The organism is Vibrio sp. SCSIO 43155 (assembly GCF_023716605.1).
In the GTDB taxonomy this organism is placed as follows: Bacteria; Pseudomonadota; Gammaproteobacteria; order Enterobacterales; family Vibrionaceae; genus Vibrio; species Vibrio harveyi.
The window spans coordinates 813733-836425 of record NZ_CP071852.1 but is presented as its reverse complement, the minus strand read 5'-3'; the positions used below and the strand labels follow the sequence as shown (position 1 = coordinate 836425).

At 45.4% G+C, this 22693-nt stretch carries 17 protein-coding genes and 1 pseudogene; 5 read left to right on the top strand and 13 right to left on the bottom strand.

The window, feature by feature from the left end; genetic code table 11:
* Positions 1–34 precede the first annotated feature (34 nt).
* The 3 genes from J4N44_RS03910 to zipA form a co-directional block, all read right to left on the bottom strand.
* Positions 35–1441 (bottom strand): OprD family porin, encoded by a 1407-nt coding sequence (locus J4N44_RS03910; protein WP_005451547.1) that lies wholly within the window; start codon positions 1439–1441, stop codon positions 35–37.
* Positions 1442–1952: 511 nt separating this feature from the next.
* Entirely contained in the window at positions 1953–3965 is a 2013-nt protein-coding gene (ligA, locus tag J4N44_RS03905; protein WP_017188413.1) for an NAD-dependent DNA ligase LigA, read from the bottom strand.
* An 88-nt stretch (positions 3966–4053) separates the two neighbouring features.
* Complete coding sequence (gene zipA / locus J4N44_RS03900; protein ID WP_252044859.1) at positions 4054–5040, bottom strand: cell division protein ZipA; 987 nt, start codon at positions 5038–5040, stop codon at positions 4054–4056.
* 249 nt (positions 5041–5289) lie between these two features.
* Between zipA and cysZ the strand changes: the two genes are divergently transcribed.
* From cysZ to crr, 5 genes are all read left to right on the top strand, one after another.
* The gene (gene cysZ, locus J4N44_RS03895) at positions 5290–6033 is read left to right on the top strand and encodes a sulfate transporter CysZ (protein ID WP_005451544.1); all 744 of its coding nucleotides are present in this window, start codon (positions 5290–5292) and stop codon (positions 6031–6033) included.
* A gap of 166 nt (positions 6034–6199) precedes the next feature.
* Positions 6200–7168 carry a cysteine synthase A gene (gene cysK / locus J4N44_RS03890; RefSeq protein ID WP_005436896.1) on the top strand — a complete coding sequence of 323 codons (969 nt, stop codon included), beginning with the start codon at positions 6200–6202 and terminating at the stop codon, positions 7166–7168.
* Positions 7169–7466: 298 nt separating this feature from the next.
* A complete protein-coding gene (locus J4N44_RS03885) occupies positions 7467–7724 on the top strand; it encodes an HPr family phosphocarrier protein (protein WP_005436894.1) in 258 nt (85 codons plus the stop codon).
* A gap of 139 nt (positions 7725–7863) precedes the next feature.
* Positions 7864–9588: a phosphoenolpyruvate-protein phosphotransferase PtsI gene (gene ptsI, locus J4N44_RS03880; RefSeq protein WP_005451541.1), complete on the top strand. Its 1725-nt coding sequence runs from the start codon at positions 7864–7866 to the stop codon at positions 9586–9588.
* Between the two features lie 105 nt (positions 9589–9693).
* Positions 9694–10203 (top strand): PTS glucose transporter subunit IIA, encoded by a 510-nt coding sequence (crr, locus tag J4N44_RS03875; RefSeq protein ID WP_005425608.1) that lies wholly within the window; start codon positions 9694–9696, stop codon positions 10201–10203.
* A gap of 98 nt (positions 10204–10301) precedes the next feature.
* On the opposite strand, the gene J4N44_RS03870 is transcribed toward crr, so the two are convergent.
* The 10 genes and pseudogenes from J4N44_RS03870 to J4N44_RS03825 form a co-directional block, all read right to left on the bottom strand.
* Positions 10302–11426 (bottom strand): flagellin, encoded by a 1125-nt coding sequence (locus J4N44_RS03870; RefSeq protein WP_101960880.1) that lies wholly within the window; start codon positions 11424–11426, stop codon positions 10302–10304.
* A 114-nt stretch (positions 11427–11540) separates the two neighbouring features.
* Positions 11541–12673: pseudogene (locus J4N44_RS03865) on the bottom strand (flagellin).
* Between the two features lie 516 nt (positions 12674–13189).
* On the bottom strand, positions 13190–14344 hold the full coding sequence (locus tag J4N44_RS03860; RefSeq protein WP_005449185.1) for a flagellin: 1155 nt from the start codon (positions 14342–14344) through the stop codon (positions 13190–13192).
* 491 nt (positions 14345–14835) lie between these two features.
* Positions 14836–16026, bottom strand: a complete 1191-nt coding sequence (gene flgL, locus J4N44_RS03855; protein WP_005449187.1) for a flagellar hook-associated protein FlgL — start codon at positions 16024–16026, stop codon at positions 14836–14838.
* A gap of 13 nt (positions 16027–16039) precedes the next feature.
* Positions 16040–17953, bottom strand: coding sequence for a flagellar hook-associated protein FlgK (gene flgK, locus J4N44_RS03850; RefSeq protein ID WP_005449189.1), 1914 nt, complete (start codon positions 17951–17953; stop codon positions 16040–16042).
* Between the two features lie 167 nt (positions 17954–18120).
* Positions 18121–19047 (bottom strand): flagellar assembly peptidoglycan hydrolase FlgJ, encoded by a 927-nt coding sequence (flgJ, locus tag J4N44_RS03845; protein ID WP_005449191.1) that lies wholly within the window; start codon positions 19045–19047, stop codon positions 18121–18123.
* An 18-nt stretch (positions 19048–19065) separates the two neighbouring features.
* The gene (locus J4N44_RS03840; RefSeq protein ID WP_005449193.1) at positions 19066–20157 is read right to left on the bottom strand and encodes a flagellar basal body P-ring protein FlgI; all 1092 of its coding nucleotides are present in this window, start codon (positions 20155–20157) and stop codon (positions 19066–19068) included.
* A 44-nt stretch (positions 20158–20201) separates the two neighbouring features.
* Positions 20202–20981, bottom strand: coding sequence for a flagellar basal body L-ring protein FlgH (gene flgH, locus J4N44_RS03835; RefSeq protein ID WP_005449195.1), 780 nt, complete (start codon positions 20979–20981; stop codon positions 20202–20204).
* Positions 20982–21010: 29 nt separating this feature from the next.
* Positions 21011–21799: a flagellar basal-body rod protein FlgG gene (gene flgG / locus J4N44_RS03830; protein WP_005449197.1), complete on the bottom strand. Its 789-nt coding sequence runs from the start codon at positions 21797–21799 to the stop codon at positions 21011–21013.
* Positions 21800–21817: 18 nt separating this feature from the next.
* Entirely contained in the window at positions 21818–22567 is a 750-nt protein-coding gene (locus J4N44_RS03825) for a flagellar basal body rod protein FlgF (RefSeq protein ID WP_005449199.1), read from the bottom strand.
* Positions 22568–22693 lie beyond the last annotated feature (126 nt).

Genomic DNA, 22693 nt, shown 5'->3' with positions numbered 1-22693 from the left:
AGCCGATTGGCTCCTTTTTCTTAACTTCTAAATATTAGTGGAAGCTGTATGGGATAAGAACTTGTAGACGTAGGTCTGTCTCATCCGCGTCTGCTGCACCAGCAAACTCGTCACGCTCTAGGATAGTACCGTGTAGACGCACGGTTGTACCTTTAAGAGAACCGCTTTGTAGAGAGTAAGAAACTGTTGCGTTAACTGCGTACTCGCTCTCGTAATCCCAGTCACCAGATGCGCCGCTTGCTGCAGAGTCTGCACCAGAACCGTAGCCGAAGCCTAGGTAGTAGTTCCAGCCGTTACCTTGGTTGTAAGATAGACGGTTGTACCAAGCTAGCTCGCCAGCTTTGTTCCAGTCAGATAGAGCATCCCACCATTGTGACCAAGTACCATTATTCATACCGTAAGTATGGATTGTACGAGGAACGAAATCTGAACGGTTGTCTGTGTCTGTGTAACGTAGTTCAGACATCCAAGACAGTTTACCGAACGATTGGTTTAGAGATAGACCAGTGTGGAAACCTAGACCATCGTATTTCACATCGTCATCAACACCGTAGAAGTCAAATGCAAGAGTAGTACGGTCACTTACTGTGTACTTCAAGTAAGCTTTGTATGACGTGTTATCAGTTTCGTCATGGTAGCTAGTTACTTGACCTGCACCCCAGTCGATACCGTTAGCATATTTAACGCCTGTCGCTTGACCAAGACCAACTTGGAAGAATAGAGCGTCAGTAATGTTACCGTTCAAACCTAGAGAGTGTAGGTAGCTCCAAGAAGTGTCTGACCATAGTGCTGGCGCGTAGTCATCTTCGTGTAGCAACCATGGTGCTGTAAATTGGTCTGCACCAAAGTAGCTTAGGTTGAAATCACCCAGCTTCGCGTTTAGTTCGAAACCACGGTAAGTACCTGGTACGAAGCTCCAAACGTTACCGATTGTGCCATTACCACCAGCTTGCAACATACCGAAGCGAGCGTTAAAGTTTTCGCCAGTCTTAAACTTCAGAGCAGCTTTGTAAACTTTAAGTTGATCACCGTCACCTGCACCCCAGTCTAGGTTAGTACAAGTAGAGATCTCGTTACATAGGTAACCGTCTGCGCCTTTCAAGCTATCGTTGTATAGGTCGCCAGAGTAGTAAGCTGCTACGTCTGCACCTAACCAACCATCATGGTAGCCAGAAGTGAAGTCAATGATCGCGTTGTAAGATGAGTAGTTTAGACGGCTCCAGCGGTCGCCATTCTCACCACCAGGTTTACCTGTTGTACGAGTACGAGAACGAGTATCAACAACGAACATTGCATTAAGACTTGAGTCTTGCATAAATTCGTTAACTTTTTCTACATACTCACCACCAGCTGCACTTTCAGTAGATGCTGTAGCCGGAGCTACTGCAACCGCACCAAACATCGCAGCTGTTAACGCTGAAACCTTGAAAAATTTGTCCATGGAAAAAACTCCTAAAAATGGATATAGCTGTATTTTTCTATCTCGCCTTAAGTTGGCCGCCGAAGGAGAGAAGTAAATTCCTGAGTGAACCTCAATATTTCTAAATTGGTTCTTTTTAGTTCCTGCATACACACCGTGTATCCACGCTTCTAAGACTAACTTCGCATCTAAAAACATCCAAATGGAACTTATTTTTTTTCTAAAAAAATATGACCAACGCCAAAGTTCCATATAAGTTGTTGATCCAGATCTTATTTTTAACACCAAAGACACAAACTAAAGAAAAGACTTTAAATATCAAACACATAATGAAAACTCATCCATTCTATTTTGAAGTCGATCGCAGAGTTTTAGTTATAAAAGAAGAATAACGTAAGGAGAGATCCTGATCACTGAAATCAGGAAAAGTGGTATTTGAACGGTTATTGAGTGACTTTTTAATTGCCAAGAAAAAGCCCCAAGCGACTGACACTTGGGGCTTTTAGGTATTTTTTATCTTTTTTGAGGAGAGTTATTTCATCAAATTGAGTAAGTCTTGCTCAGTTTGAATCTCAATTCCAAGTTCTTGAGCTTTAGCTAGCTTAGAACCGGCATTTTCTCCAGCAAACAAAATATCTGTTTTCTTCGAAACACTACCAGTTACTTTTGCGCCTAAATTCTGTAGTGCTTCTTTCGCCTCTGAACGACCTAACTGAGAAAGCGTACCGGTTAACACCACGGTTTTACCTTCCAAAGGTAATTCGACCCCTTCCTGTGGTGTGGCGATTTCTGGCCAGTGAATGCCCTGCGCCAGTAGGTCTTGTACAACCGCTTGGTTTTTCTCTTCGCTGAAGAAAGTGGTAATGTGTTTTGCTACGACCACACCAATATCTTGAACCTCAACCAACTGCTCTTCTGTTGCTTGCTCAATGATTTCAAGATTCTTGAAATGTTGTGCAAGGTTTGCAGCTGTAGCTTCACCGACTTCTCGGATACCAAGTGAGTACAAGAAACGTGGCAATGTTGTTAGTTTTGATTTCTCAAGAGCATTAACAACGTTGGTTGCCGATTTCGGTCCCATTCGTTCCAAGACCGTCAGTACGCCTGCAGAAAGCTTGAACAGGTCAGCTGGTGTTTCGACCATCTCACGATCAACCAATTGTTCAATGACCTTCTCGCCCAATCCGTCTACATCTAGCGCCTTACGAGACACAAAGTGTTTTAACGCTTCTTTACGTTGAGCCTGACATACTAAACCACCAGTACAACGTGTAACGGCTTCACCTTCGATACGTTCAACATGAGAGCCACATACCGGACAAGCATTGGGGAATAGGATCTCGCGCGCCGTTTCTGGGCGACGTTCTTTGATAACAGAGACAACTTGCGGAATCACATCACCAGCACGACGAATCACTACTTGATCACCTACCATCACTTGTAAACGTTCAATCTCGTCTGCGTTGTGAAGAGTTGCATTACTTACCGTGACACCACCAACAAATACTGGCTCAAGCTTAGCTACTGGCGTAATGGCACCGGTACGACCAACTTGGAACTCCACATCATTTAGCGTGGTAATTTCTTCTTGCGCAGGGAATTTATACGCGATTGCCCAACGAGGAGCACGAGCAACAAAACCCAAACGCTCTTGAATTGCAATATCATCAACTTTAATGACGACGCCATCAATTTCATACGCCAAAGCTTCACGACGGTTAAGAATGTCTTGGTAGTAGGCTTTTACCTCTTCCAAGTTATCGACTCGCTTGGTTTCAGGGCACATTGGTAAGCCCCAAGATTTGATTTGTAAGAATCGCTCGTAGTGGCTGTTTGCTAACGTAGCACCTTCAACAACGCCAACGCTGTAAGCATAAAAGCTCAATGGACGCGAAGCGGTAATACGTGAATCTAGTTGACGCAGACTGCCCGCCGCCGCGTTACGTGGGTTAACAAAAACTTTCTCGCCTTTTTGACGAGCGATCTCGTTAAGTTTGTCAAAACCCGCTTTTGGCATAAAGACTTCACCGCGAACTTCTAGACGTGTCGGCCAGTCTTTACCCTGCAGCTTTAATGGAATTGCGCTGATGGTACGCACATTTTCCGTGATGTTTTCACCAGTAGTACCATCACCGCGTGTCGCAGCCTGAACCAAGACACCATCTTCGTACAATAGACTTACAGCCAAACCGTCAAGCTTAGGCTCACAGCAGTACTGTTTGATGGTATGACCGACAACGCGATCTTGAGCGCGTTTATGAAAACCATCCAGTTCCGCATCATCAAAAGCGTTATCCAACGATAGCATCGGCACTTCATGAGTAACTTGGCTGAACTCAGACAGTGGCTGACCTCCTACGCGTTGACTTGGAGAGTCGACGGTAACCAGTTCTGGGTGTTCGGCTTCAATATCCAATAATTCACGCATCATACGATCGTATTCTGCATCTGGAATCTCTGGGTTATCTTCCACGTAGTAACGAACCGCGTGGTAATGCAACGACTCTTTTAGCTCTTCTAGTCGCTGATGTACTGATTCAGACATATTAAAGCCCCGTGTATATTCATTAATGAGGTTGGGAATCTAAGAAAAAGGGCTCCTAACGGAGCCCTATCATTATTTGGTGTTAAGGTTATGCGTTAGCAGCATTAAACTCAACTATTTGACGTCGATATGATGCTAATCGATCAGGTGTCATCAGGTTACGTTGATCATCCAGTACATTCCCCCCCATGTCGTCCGCGACTTGCTGTGCAATACGCAGCATAAGGTTGAAGTTTTGGTCTGCTTCACCATAGCAAGGGAGAGTCATAAAGAAGGAAATACCTTTCGTTGAAAACTCTGCTGGGTCACCGTGCTCTAACGTACCCGGCTGCATCATGTTTGCAACACTGAATAACACTTTACCATTGCCAGACAAGTCCACATGACGATGGAAGATATTCATTTCACCGTAAATCAAACCGTTTTGCTGAAGGCTATCGAATAGCTTAGTACCAATAAATGGCTCTTCGCCTGCACAGTGCACATTTAACACAATCACTTGCATTTCTGGCTCTGGCTTCGGCTCTTCAACCGCTACCTCTGTCATTACAGGCGCAATCTCTACTTCTGCCGATTCTGGTACAACCGTTGTTTCAAATACCGGTTCGATAATTTCTTCTTTTTCCGCGATAGTTTCGTTTTCAGCAAAAGTGTCTACTGACTCTTGTAAAACAAGCTCTACCACGTCTTCTTCTGTTTTTGTCGCAACAAAAGCTGGGATTTCTTGCTCTTCTTTATGCTCTTTCTCTTCTTTATGCTCTTTCTCTTCTTTTACATCAAGAACATCATCGATCAGAGGATCAGAAGCGAATTTATTATCAAATGAATTCTCCATCCCAAAGTCTGGCTCTTTGCGATCTTTACGGATGATTTCGAAGTCGTCTTCTGGAGCAGGAGCAAAATCACGCTCTTGTTCTGGAGACTCTTTATCCTCTTGGTCAACATCCAACTTACCAAGCGGCTTGTTACCAAATTTTGCTTTGCCTTCTTTTTTGCTTGTCCACAGACCATGAAATAGCAATGCGGCGATGGCTAATGCGCCAACAACAATGAGTACGAATCGCAATTCCTGCATTATTTACTCTCAATCTACTTGTTCTACTACTCGCACATCCTTGAGCAGTAACCCAAGTGCAATAAATCCGAATGATGCTTTTACTTTACCAAAACTATATGTAGGTTTAGAACAACTTAATGCAAGAAGTTCGGTTTTTTGTTGTGATTCTTGCCACGATTCCACTTTACAAGACCCAAAATGTTAGGGCATTGAAAGAAAACCATCCACAGGTACAATGAGTTTTCACTTACACGAAACAAAATAGATATGAAGTTGAATAATCAGCCTAGAACCGGATTCGGTTACTTCCTATATGGGATTCAAATAGCACTCTCTCCGGAGATCCGTCGCTTTGTGGTTTTGCCATTACTTGCCAACGTATTACTCGTGGGTGGCGCGATTTTCTATCTATTCTCCCATCTCGATGTTTGGATCCAGAACTGGATTGGTCAGTTACCAGATTTTCTCTCTTGGCTTACCTACATATTATGGCCAATATTGGTGTTAACTATTCTCGCCACATTCTCTTATTTCTTTAGTACATTAGCTAACTTCATCGCCGCACCATTCAATGGTTTACTCGCTGAAAAAGTCGAAGAGTCCTTAACGGGTCAAAAAGTGAATGATGATGGCATGGCTGCGGTGATAAAAGATGTCCCTCGCGTGCTGGCACGAGAATGGCGAAAATTGCTTTATGTCCTACCAAAAGCAATTGGCTTGTTTCTTCTTCTGTTGATCCCTGCACTCGGGCAAACGGTTGGACCTTTCTTGTGGTTCATCTTCACCGCTTGGATGCTTGCTATCCAGTACTGTGACTATCCGTTTGATAACCATAAAGTGTCTTTCAACGAGATGCGTTACAAATTGAAACAAAAGCAAGGGAAAGCCTATGGCTTTGGAGTGTTGGTTTCGGTGTTTACCACGATTCCAATTCTTAACCTAATTGTTATGCCTGTTGCTGTCTGCGGTGCAACTGCAATGTGGGTGAACGAATTTAAGCATCAACAATAACTCACACTTTCATTCGATACGGGGAGGTTTTAGACGCCTCCCCTTTCATTTTGCTCAATTCTCGACCAACCTCATAAGATATAACTTTTTAATCCTTTTCCCTTTTTTTGAGACCGCATATTCTTCTACTCATATTCACAATATCGTGTAATGAAGGAACATCACTATGAGCAAGATCTACGAAGACAACTCTCTTACTATCGGTAACACACCTCTTGTTCGCTTGAATAAAGTGAGCAAAGGTAAAGTTTTGGCGAAAATCGAAGCGCGTAACCCAAGCTTCAGTGTTAAGTGCCGTATTGGTGCGAACATGATTTGGGAAGCAGAAAAGGCAGGTACTCTTAAGCCGGGCGTTGAGCTAGTTGAGCCAACCAGTGGTAACACAGGTGTTGCACTTGCATTCGTAGCAGCCGCTCGCGGTTACAAGCTCACTCTGACAATGCCAGAATCAATGAGCCTTGAGCGTCGTAAGCTTCTTAAAGCGCTAGGTGCAAACCTAGAATTAACAGAAGCAGCAAAAGGTATGAAAGGCGCGATCGCTAAAGCGGAAGAAATCGTTGCAAGCAATCCAGACAAATATCTTCTTCTACAGCAGTTTAACAACCCTGCCAACCCAGAGATTCACGAGAAGACAACTGGTCCAGAAATCTGGGAAGCAACAGACGGTGAAATCGATGTATTCGTAGCAGGTGTAGGTACAGGCGGTACCATCACAGGCACAAGCCGCTACATCAAAGGTGAGAAAGGCAAAGCCATCACATCTGTTGCAGTAGAGCCAGCAGAATCACCAGTAATTGCGCAAGCGCTAGCAGGTGAAGAAATCCAACCAGCGCCTCACAAAATCCAAGGTATTGGTGCAGGTTTCATCCCTGGTAACTTAGATTTAGAACTTCTAGACCGTGTTGAGCAAGTGACTTCTGAAGAAGCGATCGAGATGGCTCGTCGCCTAATGGAAGAAGAAGGCATCCTAGCTGGCATCTCATCAGGTGCAGCAGTCGTTGCAGCAAACCGCCTCGCGGAACTTCCTGAATTTGAAGGAAAAACAATCGTAACAGTTCTACCAAGCTCTGGTGAACGTTACCTAAGTACAGCACTATTTGCTGGTATCTTTACCGAGAAAGAGAACCAACAGTAATATGTGGTCAAATCAATTTTTCGTTTAAAAAAGCCCCGTTCAGGGGCTTTTTTGTTGATCCCTGCCCCACCTTTGGTAATATCAGGGTGTTTTATTTTTAGGTTCAAAATAAAGAATCTAAACCAAAAAGGTTTCAGTGTAATTACGCACGCAAACAGTTGCGTAATTACCAAACTTTTGACTAGTATCAGTTCTGACACGCTTTGAACTCTCCCGTGCTAGCGCACAAGGTGTAAAGCAGTTAAGCTAAAACTTAGTCACAAACTAACAAAAAAATACATTTATTGGGGTATATCACATGTACGAGAAGCAAGTAGAAATCACAGCAGAAAACGGTCTTCACACTCGTCCAGCTGCACAGTTCGTTAAAGAAGCTAAAGCATTCGACGCGGACATCACTGTGACTTCTAACGGTAAAAGCGCTAGCGCTAAGAGCCTATTCAAGCTACAAACACTAGGCCTAGTAAAAGGTACTCTAGTAACTATCTCAGCTGAAGGCCCACAAGCTCAGCAAGCAGTTGACCACCTAGTTGCTCTAATGGACCAACTACACTAATTCGGTCTCCTATTTCAGAAGCCATTTTGTGAAAGCAAAATGGCTTCGTTGGAAATAGACTCAAAACTAAGCTAAAACTATTCGTTAGCGCACCCATTATTCTCCCGTTTTATAAAGTTGACCAACTTAAGGTAAGGCTATGATTTCAGGCATCCTAGCATCTCCTGGTATTGCAATCGGTAAAGCACTACTACTTCAAGAAGATGAAATTGTCCTAAACACAAACACTATTTCTGATGATCAAGTAGAAGCAGAAGTTGCACGTTTCTTTGACGCTCGTAACAAATCTTCTGCTCAACTAGAAACTATCAAGCAAAAAGCGCTTGAAACGTTTGGCGAAGAAAAAGAAGCGATCTTTGAAGGTCACATCATGCTTCTTGAAGACGAAGAGCTAGAAGAAGAAATCCTAGCACTTATCAAAAACGACAAAATGTCTGCTGACCACGCGATCCACTCTGTGATCGAAGAGCAAGCAACGGCTCTTGAGTCTCTAGACGACGAATACCTGAAAGAACGTGCAACTGACATCCGTGATATCGGTTCTCGTTTCGTTAAGAACGCTCTAGGTATCAACATCGTTTCTCTAAGCGATATTGATCAAGAAGTTATCCTAGTAGCTTACGACCTAACGCCATCTGAAACTGCGCAGATCAACCTAGACTACGTTCTTGGTTTTGCTTGTGACATCGGTGGTCGCACTTCTCACACTTCAATCATGGCTCGCTCTCTTGAGCTTCCAGCTATCGTTGGTACTAACGACATCACTAAGCAAGTTAAGAACGGCGACATGCTGATTCTTGATGCGATGAACAACAAGCTCGTTATCAACCCATCTGACGCTGAGCTAGAAGAAGCAAAAGCAGTTAAAGCTGCATTCCTTGCTGAAAAAGAAGAGCTAGCTAAGCTAAAAGACCTACACGCAGAAACAACTGACGGTCACCGCGTAGAAGTTTGCGGTAACATCGGTACTGTTAAAGACTGTGACGGTATCATCCGTAACGGTGGTGAAGGTGTTGGTCTGTACCGTACTGAATTCCTATTCATGGACCGTGACGCACTTCCAACTGAAGAAGAGCAATACCAAGCTTACAAAGAAGTTGCTGAAGCAATGAACGGTCACGCTGTGATCATCCGTACTATGGATATCGGCGGCGACAAAGATCTTCCATACATGGATCTTCCAAAAGAGATGAACCCGTTCCTAGGCTGGCGTGCAGTACGTATCAGCTTGGATCGTCGTGAAATCCTACGTGACCAGCTACGTGGTATCCTACGTGCATCTGCACACGGTAAACTGCGTATCATGTTCCCAATGATCATCTCTGTTGAAGAAATCCGTGAGCTTAAGAAAGCGATCGAAGAGTACAAAGCAGAACTACGCGCTGAAGGTCATGCATTCGACGAAAACATCGAAATCGGTGTAATGGTTGAGACTCCAGCTGCAGCAGCTATCGCGCACCACCTAGCGAAGGAAGTATCTTTCTTCTCTATCGGTACAAACGACCTAACTCAGTACACACTAGCGGTTGACCGTGGTAACGAGATGATTTCTCACCTATACAACCCACTATCACCAGCTGTACTTACTGTGATTAAGCAAGTTATCGACGCTTCTCACGCTGAAGGTAAGTGGACTGGTATGTGTGGTGAGCTAGCAGGTGATGAGCGAGCAACACTTCTACTTCTAGGTATGGGTCTAGACGAGTTCTCAATGAGCGGCATCTCTATCCCTAAAGTGAAGAAAGTTATCCGTAACTCTAACTTCGCAGAAGTGAAAGCAATGGCTGAAGAAGCACTTTCTCTACCAACAGCAGCGGAAATCGAAGCAGTTGTAGAAAAGTTCATTGCAGAGAAAACTCAATAATCAACTAATTCCAATGAGATAGGCGGTTAAAAAAAGTCGTCTATCTCGAAAGATTGGTATACTATAATTCGACAGAATTAAATAAAACGTTAGGAGCATGACACAATGGGTCTGTTTGACAAACTTAAGAAGCTAGTATCTGACGACAGCGCTGACGCAGGTGCAATCGAAATCATCGCACCACTTTCTGGTGAGATCGTGAACATTGAAGATGTGCCAGATGTTGTTTTCGCTGAGAAAATCGTTGGTGATGGTATTGCTATCAAACCTGCTGGTAACAAAATGGTAGCTCCTGTAAACGGTACTATCGGTAAGATCTTCGAAACGAACCACGCGTTCTCTATCGAGTCTGACGACGGTGTTGAGCTTTTCGTTCACTTCGGTATCGATACTGTTGAACTTAAAGGCGAAGGCTTCAAGCGTATCGCTGAAGAAGGTCAAACTGTTAAAGCTGGCGACACTGTAATTGAATTCGACCTAGCTCTTCTAGAAGAGAAAGCGAAATCAACGCTAACTCCAGTTGTTATCTCTAACATGGACGAAATCAAAGAGCTAAACAAGCTTTCTGGTTCTGTTACTGTTGGTGAAACTCCAGTTCTACGTGTAACTAAGTAATTTTTACTTAGCTGAACACGAAAAAAACGCTGCCATTGGCAGCGTTTTTTATTACCTGAAACTTTTGTTCCTGAGCGATGTTCATCGCTGTAACCCGTTCAACTGAGCAATCCAAGTGCCGAGCTCGGTCTCTGCTTCGCTTGGGCTAATAATGCGGTAGTCGCATCTTGCAGCACTTGTGACCGTACCATCTCCGTCGACTCACGAGCAAAATCAGTATCGCGTATCCGCCCTTTTGATTCGGTCACACTCCGGTTCACCGTGTTAAGGTTATCCATCGTGCCGCTAACCCGGTTTTGGAAGCCACCTATTTCACTTCGATGCGAATCAACATACTTAATTGCCGCATCAATCACTCCAATCGAAAGCTGCGCCCCACCAACAGTCGACATATCGATGTCGTCCATTGTGATGAGCCCATCAGCAGTAACATCAAGCTCATCCGCCAAACTACCCTCTAACGTTACACCTTCAGGTGCATTCAGCGTCGAGGCAAAGAATTGCAGTTCATTGTTTTCAGTCACTGAGGCACTCACTATCGATTGCTGTGCATTGATGTAAGTGGCAACCTGCTCGATGCGATCTCCTAGTTTGAGCCCAATAGATTCTGTTTGGGTTTGCCCTTTACTGTCTTGGTATTCAAATTTAAGGGTTTGATTATCTTTAGTGACTCGCCAATCTTTATCGACCGCATCACCAACATAATGCTGCCCTCCCATCTCCGGGATGTGACTGCGCATATTCCGCAGTGTCAGAGAGATAGAGTTGGCATTCGCTCCAATATGGAAGCTTTGCGAGCCGTAAGAACCATCAAACAGGTTTTTATCTGCAAATGTCGTCGTGATCGCGACACGATCAAGCTCATCTTGCAGCGCTACGACCTCGTATTGAATACTTTGCCGATCACTTGAGTCATTACTGCCGTTTGCCGCTTGAAGCCCCAGAGAGCGCAAGCGTTGCAATATATCACTGCTCTCATGCAAAGCGCCTTCTGCGGTTTGTGCCACCGAATACGCATCGTGCGCATTTCTCAAGGCGACATCAAGCCCTCTCGTTTGGACATTAAGAGTATTGGAGATTTGCAGACCTGCAGCATCATCACTGGCGGAATTAATCCGATAACCCGAGGTGAGGTTTCGCTGAGACTCTATGTTTTGCTCAGCCGCATGACTGAGATGTCGCTGCGTCATCATCGCAGTGACATTGGTATTTAAAGAGACCATCTAATCGATACAAACTCCTTGTCACCTATCCTATTCGGTGTCCCTAATGCGTGATTCGAATATGCAAAAAGCCAGGGATGAACCTGGCTTTTGTATCGCGTCGTATTAGGTTGATTAACCTAGTAGGCTTAGCGCTGAGTTAGGCGCTTGTTTCGCTTGCGCAAGGATTGAGCTTGACGCTTGCGATAGAATTTGTGACTTAGTCATTTGAGTCGTTTCTTTCGCGAAGTCGGTATCTTTAATACGGCTCTTCGACGCGTTCACGTTCTCGTTGATGTTGTCCAAGTTGCTGATTGCGTGGTTGAAACGGTTTTGGAAAGCACCTAGCTCTGCACGGTGGCTATCTACGTATTTCAACGCCGCATCAATGATAGCGACAGATTCTTGTGCGCCACCTACTGATGTTACATCGATGGTATCAACCGTTACTTTCTTACCATCGCTTAGACCTAACTCACCAGAAAGACCGCCAGAAAACTCTACTTCGCCTTCAACTTTGTTGTTACCAGCGAAAACTTGCAGTTTACCGTCTTGGTCTACTGACGCTTTCACTAGGTCTGTTTGACCGTTGATGTAAGTCGCAAGCTCTTCGATATCGTCACCCGCTTTTGCGCTGATGTTGATTTCTTGCTCTTTACCGAAGCTGTCTGTCAGACTGATTTTTAGGTCATTTTTGCCCGCTTCAACACCCCAGTCTTTATCTTTGCCTTTTTCAGCTTGGTAGCTCACGCCGCCCATCATTTGTTGTCAGAGCGCATGTCTTTTAGGTTTAGCATCACGGCTTCACCGTTATCTGCACCGATTTGGAAAGACTGAGTACCGTAAGTACCGTTAAGTAGACGGTTACCACCGAATGATGTTGTTTCAGCGATACGGTTTAGTTCGTCGTTTAGTGCCGTTACTTCTTCTTGAATCGCAACACGCTCAGATTTTGAGTTAGAGCCGTTCGCTGATTGAAGAGATAGGTCACGCATACGTTGTAGGATGTTGGTTGTCTCGTTCATTGCACCTTCTGCTGTTTGTGCAATCGAGATACCGTCGTTCGCGTTACGAACAGCCACATCCAAGCCACGGCTTTGTACGTTCAAGCGGTTCGAGATTTGAAGACCCGCAGCGTCATCTTTCGCGCTGTTGATTTTGAAACCTGAAGACAAACGTTCCATTGAAGTTTGTTGTGCTGAGTTTGCGTTGTTTAGGTAACGCTGAGCGGTCATCGCTGATACGTTAGTGTTTACATTCACTGCCATGGTGATTTCTCCAATTGATTTTCCGATGTAGCGGTTTCCGACGTCTCGGAAAACCAAGTAGTTCTCTCAAAGTTACTTCTATTAACGACTCGGATTTCAGAAGCTTTAGAAAAAAATAAAAAAAAGTGAATTAGCGAGATTTGGCTAGAAAAATGGGAGAAAAGTAGAAAAAAGCGCTCAAGTTTCTTAGATTCACGCCGAGCGGAATGTTTTGTACATAAAACAACCAAAAGCGAATAAAAGCAGTCAGTTAGAGCGGTATCAGTAAGGAGATTTGCTGGAAGAAAGAAAAGAAAAAGCCCCTTTTCCTTTGAGAGAACCGGGGCTAGGTTGGTAGCCAGAGCCTATGTGGAGATCAAGAGAAATGAACACATATCCGACACACCGGGTGCAACCTTACATTGAAAATGATTGGCAGGTGAGAGATGAGAGAGCCGCACATTCTATTATAAAGTTGCTTGCCAAAAGCCTGCATTCCCATCCACGTCTGAATGTATTGAGTACAGGCTAGGTAAACTACTGCAATAGTGACATCGCAGAGTTTGGCAATTGTTTCGCTTGAGCAAGAATCGAAGTACCTGCTTGTTGCAAAATTTGCGCTTTGGTCATTTGCGTTGTTTCTTTCGCAAAGTCCGTATCTTTAATTCGGCTGTTAGACGCATCGACGTTTTCTTGGATGTTTGCCAAGTTGTTGATGCTGTGGCTTAGACGGTTTTGCTTCGCACCTAGGTCTGCACGTTGTGAATCAACATACTTAAGTGCTGAATCCAATACTGAAATCGCGTTTTGAGAACCTTGCACGGTTGTCATATCGATGTCTTGTACTGATGTACGTACTGGCTCATCACTTAAACCCAAATCAGAAGCTAGACCACCAGAGATTGAAATCTCACCTTGAACGTTCGGGTGCGCTACAAATACTTGCAGCTTGCCGTCTTCACTCACCGATGCGTTAATCATATCAGATTGGCCGTTGATGTACGTTGCCAACTCTTCAATATCATCGCCTGCTTTCGCATTGATGCTGATTTCTAGATCATCTGGGTTGCCATCTTCATCTTCACCCATACCTGGTAGTGTGATTTTTAGATCTGCTTTAGCAGGATCAACACCCCAGTCTTTGTCTTTGCCATTCTCAGAGAAGAAAGTCACACCGCCCATACGTTGGTCATCCGCACGAATGCTTGTTAGGGCCATGATCATTGCTTCACCAGAGCTTGAACCAATTTGGAATGCTGCTTCACCAAACGAACCGTTCAATAGACGACGACCACCAAATGATGTCGTTTCTGCGATACGGTTTAGTTCATCCGTCAACGCTGATGACTCTTCGTTGATCGCCTGACGCTCAGCCGGAGAGTTAGTACCGTTTGAAGATTGGATCGCCAAGTCACGCATACGTTGCATTACTGACGTCGCTTCGTTCATCGCACCTTCCGCCGTTTGGGCAATCGAGATACCGTCGTTTGCGTTACGCATTGCCACATCTAGACCACGAGACTGAGCCGTTAGACGGTTAGAGATCTGTAGACCTGCTGCGTCGTCTTTTGCACTGTTAATCTTGTGACCAGATGAAAGACGTTCCATCGAAGTATTAAGTTCGTTGGTCGCCTTGTTTAAATAACGCTGCGCGGTCATCGCGGAGACGTTAGTACTAACTGTTACAGCCATTTTGCTCTCCTTTTGAGTTCGCAAGCTTTTGCGAAGCGGCCAGCTTTACTCTCATTTGGATAAGCACTGACCGTAAAAATTACTTGCTAAATCTGCCTATATGGCAGGGTTTAGAATCTCGTAAGTCTGTTCTGACAACATCAATACAATTTGTGTGCCAACTTGAGTTTAATAACTCACTCTTTTAAAAACGAGCAAATAAACAACAAGTTAGTTCAGCAATGAAAGGGCGTATTCGCCTTTTCCTTCTGCTGAGTTACGTTATCAGCCAGTTGTTGATCTATTGCCGCTTGATTTGCCGCGAACCTCATTGCCGCTTTCGGTAAAATCGTGCCGCTTGGCTCGCATTACTCGGCATTTTCCGTTGATTTCTCGCGCTTAAGGCTTTGCACATAAGGCATTAAAATTACGGATTAAAGGCGTTACTCTTCCATTCAGATGCTATGGGCATCTCGCTAGGTTTCAGCAGCGCTAGATCGAATTAAGTGTCGCTAAATATAGTTAAATAGCGTTAGGTCTTTGGTTTTACCAAAAGCCTGTTGCGAGGCTTGCAGTGCACGTGAGTTCTCGCTGAACTCGATGACCGCCTTGGAATAATCCAAATCCTCAAAATTGCTCTTTGCTTTCGCCAGAGACAAATTAAAATCTTCGTGGTTTTGCTCTTGAATATCGAGCGTGCTCAACTTAGCACCCAAATCGGTTCTTACTTTGTTCATGTGAACAAATGCCGCTTGGAATTCTTCTGTCATTTGATGCAGCTTCGCGGTCGCCGAAGCGTCTGATACTGAGCTCTCCGACCATTGCATGGTTTCTCTAAACGCATCAAAAATACTAAAGGTTTGGCGTGGCTCTAACGTAATGCTGTCGCCAGCCGATACTTGACCTTTAAGCTGAATATTCACGCCTTCGTATTTGATGCCATCAACAGGTGAATAATCATCAACCTGCACGATGCTGCCATCTTTTTCTAACTGATAACCAAACTTGCCGTTACTCATATCCACAAAGGTCACTTTGTAGTTTGAGTTATCTTCTGACGCACTCGTTGCTTGACCAAGCAACAACTCAGAGCCTTCTTGTAAATCGTATTGTGGTTCGAAATCACCAAACGGATTCGGGATCTCTGAAAACAAGTGGTTACCCGGGTAGTTGATGCCTAGCTCAATATTGCTCGCAATCTTCATCTTGCGTTGGTAATCATCGCCGGTGTACACAACGCTGCCATCGTTATCTCTAAAAAACGGCTGAGTTTTCGGCTTAGTACCGGCAAAAACGTAGTTACCTGATTCATCTTGAGTGTTCACTAGCGCCAAGAAGTTATTGGCAATCTCTTCAAGCTCGCGCTTTTTCGCGGCACGGTCTTCTGGAGAGTAAGCACCGTTGATCATTTCCATCGAAATACGCTTCGATTCATCGGTGAACTCCTCAGCATTGGCAATCACGACCTCTTGGTTTTCTAGTCGGTTACGAACCAGAACGATTGCATCAAGGTACTGCTTTAGCTGTTCTTCTTGTTGACCAATACTCTGTATGTAGTGCGTCGCCAACGGGTTATCGCTCGGCTTGGTCAACTGCTTACCAGAAGCAAGTTGCTCCTGATTGTGGTGAACTTTGTTTTCCTGACGGCGCAAATCGTTTTGCACCGACTGGTAGTTATGGAAGCTGGAAATTCGAGTTAACATCTACGGCCTCCTGTTATCGCAATTGCAAGATGGTGTTGAAGGTGTCATTTGCCGCCTGCATCACACGAGAAGAGGCCATATACGCCTGTTGGAACTTCATCATGTTTGCCGCTTCTTCATCGAGGTTTACCCCCGAGATCGACGCCACTCGCTCTTGCGCTGCTTCACTTTCTAATTGAGCGACATCGGCTAAGCGACTTGCAGTGGATGTCTTCAAGCCCACATCTGTGTTCAAGTTGTAGTAAAGACTAACCAGAGTCGACTCATTGCCGTTCATCTTCTTGTCGGTTTGAATATTCAGCATCTTACGTAAGTTGCCGTTATCACCTTCAGAAGGCACAAGGTTGGCCGTAAACTTATCGTTAGGTAGTGCACCACTCGTGAGCTCAAATACCGTCGCGCCACCGTTTTTATAACCCGGATGGTTACTTGGTAGGCTTACCGACACAGGTCCAGTTGGAGGGTATGGCTGCGGAGCCATAAGCACATTGCCTTTGGTGTCCGTAACAGCAAATTGATCGCCGGTAGGAGAAACCACTACCTCAAACTCTCGTAGGTCACCTGCGTCAACGATTTCAAACTTCGCGTTGCCTTGAGCGAATGTGGTTGACGCTTCATAGCTTTGCGCTGCAATGGCTTTTGGGTCGTTGGTTTCAACTTTTATCTGTGCCGCACTGCTGCGCGTTGGGCGAAGTAAAATGTGCTCACCGACTTTAGGTTCATTGCGCACTTCCACTCGCATACCATCAAGATAGAACGCATTCCCTGAATCGGTGTTCAGCTTAACGGTTTCACCATTCGGCTTCGTCACACTGTAGCTGTCGCCATCGTAACGAAGCGAATACTCACCGCCTTTCAGCGCACTAATGTCGTTGATGTATACCGCCATATCAGCAGTAGATTGAGGTCCGGCTACTACACGAGATTTCGCTAACGGCTCTGAGTTCACATCGGTAAACAAAGGGTCACCGACATTGCCGTAGTGGTCCAAACCTTGTGATTGCAAGTGGTTCACTTCACTTGAAAAAGCAACCGATAGGCGACCAAGTTCATCCATCACTTGAGGGATGTGCTCGTCGCGCATTTTCAATAGTGCCCCAATTTTGCCGTCAATATCGTCCGATTTGATCGCTTTAATGCCGCCACCTTCAACCATAGCAAGACGACGTTCATGGACGTCAGGAAAGCCATCAATCATCTTCAGCTGGCTAGCTTCCGTGCCTGAAACAAGCGTATGTCCGTTACCAATATGCACATTGAAACCTTCAGCGTTTTTTCGCGGGGTCACGGTAACTTTGGTGTATTCAGACAGCTCTTTAATCAGCTTTTCATGTTGGTCCATCAAATCGTTATGAGGACCTGGGGTTCGCATCATCAATCGATGAACATCGCGGATCTCAACGGCAAGTTGGTTCACGCGTTCAATGCCCATATCCAGTGACTTATTCGTCACATCGGATTGCTGACGTACGGTTTCGTGGAATTCGTTTAAGGTATCGCTAAGTAGTTTGGCTTTTTCCAATACTACTTTACGCGCCCCCATGTCATTGGGAGTGTCCGCCATGGTTTTCACAGCATCAAACCATTCGTTCATGTTCTCTGGGATCTTTTTCGATGCCACAGAAGACAACATGCCAGACAGCAAATCGAGGTTCTTTTCGTTATCTAGCTTATTGGCGTAGTTGGTGGTGGACAAATTAAGCTCTTTAACGGCAAATTCATCCCATGAGCGGCGAACATTTTCCACATGCACGCCCATGCCGTAGGTAGAGCCGCCAAATTGGCGTGGGTCATTGGTGCCTTGGATAACAGACTGACGGCTGTAACCCTCTGTATTAGCATTAGAAATGTTATGACCAGTCGTATTCAACTGTCGCTGAGCAGTAAGCACACTTTGTGTACCCACATTCAACAGATCTGACGCCATACATGCCCCCAAAAACGAAATAAAATCGGTATTGACCGATCACCTAGTTAGCACTTAGCAAAAGATGTGCCAGTTTAGAAAAGAAAGAGAAACCTAGGAAAAAAGAAAGGCTTGCACCATAGCAAGCCTTATCAAGAAGTGTCTTAAGCATTCAAAATCGTTATGAATTACATGCTCTCGATTTTCTGCTTCACCTGCAGTACTTTGTCTGCGTAATTTGGATCGGTTGCGTAACCTGCACTATGGATACCACGAATAAATGATTCCGAATCACCTTTCTGTTGAAGAGCGGTTTCGTAGCGCGGATTTTCATTCAAGAAACGCACATAATCATTAAAGCTGTCTTGGTAGTTAGAGTAAGAGCGGAATGCGGCAGTCTCTTTCACTGGCGTATTGTCATGGAATTCCAAGGTTTGAGTCGTTACCTTATCACCCTGCCAGCTTCTGTCCGCTTTGATGTTGAATAAGTTGTTGCTGCTACCACGCGCATTCTTCACCACCTTTTGCCCCCAGCCTGTTTCTAGCGCGGCTTGAGCAAGCAGTAATGACGGCTCGACACCCAGTGCTTTTGCTGCGCGATCAGCGTAAGGCTTCATCGAGTTAACGAAGGATTCTGGTGTATCAAAACGTGACGGCTCTGAACCTGGACGAGACAGCTGACCCGATTCAATCAAGCGCTGCTCAATCTCGCGCGCTTTTTTAGGGTCTACACGACGATATTCCACAGCATTGTTTGCCGCATCGCGCATTGCTGTTTCACTCTTGTCATCGCCCTGGCCTACCGTCAACTGCTTAACAATCATGTCAGCTAGCCCCATTGAACCTGAAGCACTCAGTTCACTTGCCATTTGTTCATCAAGCATTTGGCGGTAGAACTTTTCGTTCTGACTATTCATGAAGTTCGATTCGAAGCCTTCATTCGCCTCACGCATTGATTTCAGCATCATCGACGTAAAGATAGATTCAAACTGACGAGCAGCCGCACGCAGTGCTTCATGCTCGCCGTCTTTGCCTTCTTTTACGGCTTTCTGACGCAGCGTATCAAGGGAGCTGATGTCGTGAATAAAGCCGATATCGTTAGGATTGTTCACCATGGTTTGCCTCCTAATCGATTAGATGATGATCAACTGGCCTTCAATGGCACCAGCTTGTTTTAATGCTTGCAGAATCGCCATTAAATCAGAAGGTGCTGCACCAACTTCATTAACCGCACGAACGAGATCATCCAGTGTCAAACCCGGTTCAAACTTGAACATCTTGCCTTTTTCTTCACTCACTTCGATATCAGAATCCGGCACGACAACCGTTTGACCACCAGAGAAGCTGTTCGGCTGACTAACGTTAAGGTTTTCTTTGATTGCGACTGTCATACCACCATGCGTTACGGCCGCTGGTTTAAGACGGACATGCTTACCGACCACGATAGTGCCAGTGCGAGAGTTAACAATGATCTTTGCTGCGCCATCTGCCGGGTCAAACTCTAGGTTCTCAATTGCCGATAGGAATGCAACGCGTTGGCTGATGTCTCGTGGAGCACGAACACGCACAGACGTGGCATCGACAGCACTTGCCATCTGAGGACCAAGGAAGTTGTTTACCGCATCAGCCATACGCTGCGCAGTCGTGAAATCAGAATCCAGTAGGTTAAATGTGATGTAGTCGCCACGCCCAAATGGGTTTGGGATTTCACGCTCTACTGTTGCACCGCTAGAGATAAGGCCGACCGTCGGGTTGTTACCAACGATTTTTGAGCCGTCGGCACCTTCTGCACTGAAACCACTGACAACAAGATTACCTTGAGCAACCGCATAAACTTGTCCATCTAGACCTTTTAGGAAAGTTTGTAACAAGGTACCGCCACGTAAACTTTTCGCGCTACCGATTGAAGAAACCGTCACGTCAACTTGCTGACCCGGTTTCGAAAACGCAGGTAGCTCAGCCGTTACCATTACTGCGGCAACGTTTTTGATCTTTGGCTTTGTGCCCGGCGGCATCTGAATGCCGAAGTTTTGCAGCATTGCCGCGAAGCTTTGTTCTGTAAACGGATTGGATTCACCCGTTCCTGGTAAGCCTGAAACCAAGCCATAACCCACGAGTTGGTTACTACGCACACCTGCCACCTGTGCGACGTCTTTGATACGTGCAGCTTGGGCTGTGGTTGCGAACAGTGCAACGCTCATCAGTGCTAATAGGATTCTTTTCATGCTTACTTAATCTCTTGCAGTCAAATTGCCGTCAATGCGGCGTTTTATAGGGCTACATTAAAGAATCGTGCCAAGAAACCAGGCTCTTGCATATCTTGTGGTAGGCCCGTGCCAGAGTATTGAATTCTTGCGTTAGATACGCGATTTGACGCAATAGTATTGTCGAAGTTGATGTCATCAGGACGAATTGTGCCGCTCAGGCGAATGTACTCGTCACCCGTATTTAGCGTCATCCACTTTTCGCCACGGATCACTAGGTTGCCGTTTGCCAGCACCTCAATCACTTCCACCGTAATGTAACCGCTGATGCTGTTACTCTGTTTCGCCGAGGAATCACCAGCAAACGTGTTGGTGTTGTTCAAATCGTAAGAGAAGTTGTACTTACCGCCCACTTGCAGCTCTTGACCACCCACCGACAGCGGTTCCATCTTCGCGTCGTTGGTTTTCGATAGATCCGCATTTGCACTCTTAGTCGCACGAGTCGTCTCATCGAGCGTCACGGTAATGATGTCACCAATGCCACGAGGTTTAGAGTCATCGTACAGGTCAGTAATGTGTTCTGCGCTAAACAAAGAGCCCGTTGCCGCCGCGTAATGCTCTGGCTTTTGCTTAGGATGAATCGGGGCCCATGCCGGATCGCCTGCTACTGGATCGCTTCTGCCACGCAGAGTATCAATGATGCCGCTGCTCTCATCTTTCGACTTATCGCCTTCAACCGCATCAACCACTGTTGTTGCTTGGCTGACTTCATCTGTTTCGATAGGCTCTAGCATCGTACAGCCAGACATCGTAGCGATAAGTGCAAGTAGACAAATACGTTTCATCATTGGCTCCTAAATCCCGATTCTAGCGATTAAAGCTGCTGGTTAACGAAGCTCATCATCTTGTCGACAGATGAGATCACTTTTGAGTTCATTTCATACACACGCTGCGCTTCGATCATGTTGACCAACTCTTCAGTTACGTTCACGTTTGATGCTTCAAGCATGGATTGACGAATTTCGCCCAAACCATCAAGACCTGGGACACCTTCTTGTGGGTCACCGCTTGCGCCTGTTGGTAGGTAAAGGTTTTGACCGATTGGCTCTAGACCACCAGGGTTTACGAAATCGGTAATGGTTAACTGACCAACAACAACGTTGTTTTGCTCACCACGGATACGTACAGAGACTTCACCGTCAGTACCGACAGTAATCGAGATAGCATCTTCAGGAATCACGATCTCTGGCTCAACTGGGTAACCGGAGCCAGAGGTCACTAGCGTACCTTCGCCGTTTAGCGTGAACTGACCGTTACGAGTGTAACCAATGTTGCCGTCTGGCAGTGTCACTTGGAAAAAGCCATCACCCTCTACCATCATATCGAGAGCGTTAGTTGTAGTTTGCGCGTTACCGTGCGTGTGCACTTTTTGTGTCGCAACCACTTTAGAGCCGGCACCCAGCATCAAACCACTTGGCAGTTCAGTGTTTTGAGACGATTGACCGCCAGGCTGGTTAATGTTTTGGTAGAAAAGATCTTCGAATACCGCGCGGCTTTTTTTGTAGCCCACGGTAGAGGCGTTCGCCAAGTTGTTCGAAATCGTTGCGATGTTGGTCTGCTGGGCATCTAGACCCGTTTTACTTACCCATAGTGCTGGATGCATTGTGAACCTCTAACTCTGTTAACTCATACGAAGCAATGAATCTGAAGATTTATCCATCTCTTCAGCGGTGCTCATCATCTTGACTTGCATTTCAAACTGACGCTGAAGGTCAATCAGAGCAGTCATTTCACCCACGGCATTTACGTTACTACCTTCAATTGCACCGGTTTGGATGCTGATAGTGCCGTCTGCTTCGTAAGGCTGGTTTGGAGTTTTATGGCGGAATAAGCCATTGGTATCTTTAAATAAGCTTTGATCGTCTGTGCGTACAAGCTTAATACGATCAACCACTTCTAATTCTTCGGCAGGCGCACCTTGAGGCAGTACAGAGATGGTGCCATCACGACCGATTTCGATTTTGGAGACTGGAATGGGCAACGTAATTGGCGCGTCGTTTTCGCCCAGTACCACATGACCACTAGCGTTTGTCAGCAAGCCATTTTGATCAACTTTTAGGTTACCGTTACGCGTCAAACCTTCTTTACCAGTTTGGTCCATAACCGCAATCCAACCGCTGCCTTCCACTGTAATATCAAGATCGCGACCTGTAGTGATCACACTACCTTGCGCAAAGTTGTGCCCTGGACGTTCCGTCATGCTGAATACACGTGAAGGTAAACCTTCACCATAAGCTTGCATAGAACGAGCTTGTGCCAAGTCAGCACGGAAACCCGTTGTACTCACGTTTGCCAAGTTGTTGGCACGCAATTGCAGGGCCTGCATATTTTGCTTGGCGCCGCTCATTGCGAGAAACAGTGCGCGATCCATAAATTACTCCAAAAATTCTCTGTACGAAGGAGTAAAAGCAATAGTTATGCCAACATTAAAATAATGTTATTAATCAAAGACTTGAATGTGAAATGTAGTCTTTAAGATGGCAATTCAATGAGAATC

What these genes read in the sequence shown, in the direction of transcription:
- J4N44_RS03885 (WP_005436894.1), top strand. Translation starts at nt 7,467, where the DNA reads ATGTACGAGAAGCAAGTAGAAATCACAGCAGAAAACGGTCTTCACACT.
- cysK (WP_005436896.1), top strand. Translation starts at nt 6,200, where the DNA reads ATGAGCAAGATCTACGAAGACAACTCTCTTACTATCGGTAACACACCT.
- J4N44_RS03870 (WP_101960880.1), bottom strand. Translation starts at nt 11,426, where the DNA reads ATGGTCTCTTTAAATACCAATGTCACTGCGATGATGACGCAGCGACAT.
- ptsI (WP_005451541.1), top strand. Translation starts at nt 7,864, where the DNA reads ATGATTTCAGGCATCCTAGCATCTCCTGGTATTGCAATCGGTAAAGCA.
- J4N44_RS03910 (WP_005451547.1), bottom strand. Translation starts at nt 1,441, where the DNA reads ATGGACAAATTTTTCAAGGTTTCAGCGTTAACAGCTGCGATGTTTGGT.
- cysZ (WP_005451544.1), top strand. Translation starts at nt 5,290, where the DNA reads ATGAAGTTGAATAATCAGCCTAGAACCGGATTCGGTTACTTCCTATAT.
- J4N44_RS03840 (WP_005449193.1), bottom strand. Translation starts at nt 20,157, where the DNA reads ATGAAAAGAATCCTATTAGCACTGATGAGCGTTGCACTGTTCGCAACC.
- flgG (WP_005449197.1), bottom strand. Translation starts at nt 21,799, where the DNA reads ATGCATCCAGCACTATGGGTAAGTAAAACGGGTCTAGATGCCCAGCAG.
- crr (WP_005425608.1), top strand. Translation starts at nt 9,694, where the DNA reads ATGGGTCTGTTTGACAAACTTAAGAAGCTAGTATCTGACGACAGCGCT.
- flgK (WP_005449189.1), bottom strand. Translation starts at nt 17,953, where the DNA reads ATGGCGTCAGATCTGTTGAATGTGGGTACACAAAGTGTGCTTACTGCT.
- flgJ (WP_005449191.1), bottom strand. Translation starts at nt 19,047, where the DNA reads ATGGTGAACAATCCTAACGATATCGGCTTTATTCACGACATCAGCTCC.
- J4N44_RS03860 (WP_005449185.1), bottom strand. Translation starts at nt 14,344, where the DNA reads ATGGCTGTAACAGTTAGTACTAACGTCTCCGCGATGACCGCGCAGCGT.
- ligA (WP_017188413.1), bottom strand. Translation starts at nt 3,965, where the DNA reads ATGTCTGAATCAGTACATCAGCGACTAGAAGAGCTAAAAGAGTCGTTG.
- flgL (WP_005449187.1), bottom strand. Translation starts at nt 16,026, where the DNA reads ATGTTAACTCGAATTTCCAGCTTCCATAACTACCAGTCGGTGCAAAAC.
- flgH (WP_005449195.1), bottom strand. Translation starts at nt 20,981, where the DNA reads ATGAAACGTATTTGTCTACTTGCACTTATCGCTACGATGTCTGGCTGT.
- zipA (WP_252044859.1), bottom strand. Translation starts at nt 5,040, where the DNA reads ATGCAGGAATTGCGATTCGTACTCATTGTTGTTGGCGCATTAGCCATC.
- J4N44_RS03825 (WP_005449199.1), bottom strand. Translation starts at nt 22,567, where the DNA reads ATGGATCGCGCACTGTTTCTCGCAATGAGCGGCGCCAAGCAAAATATG.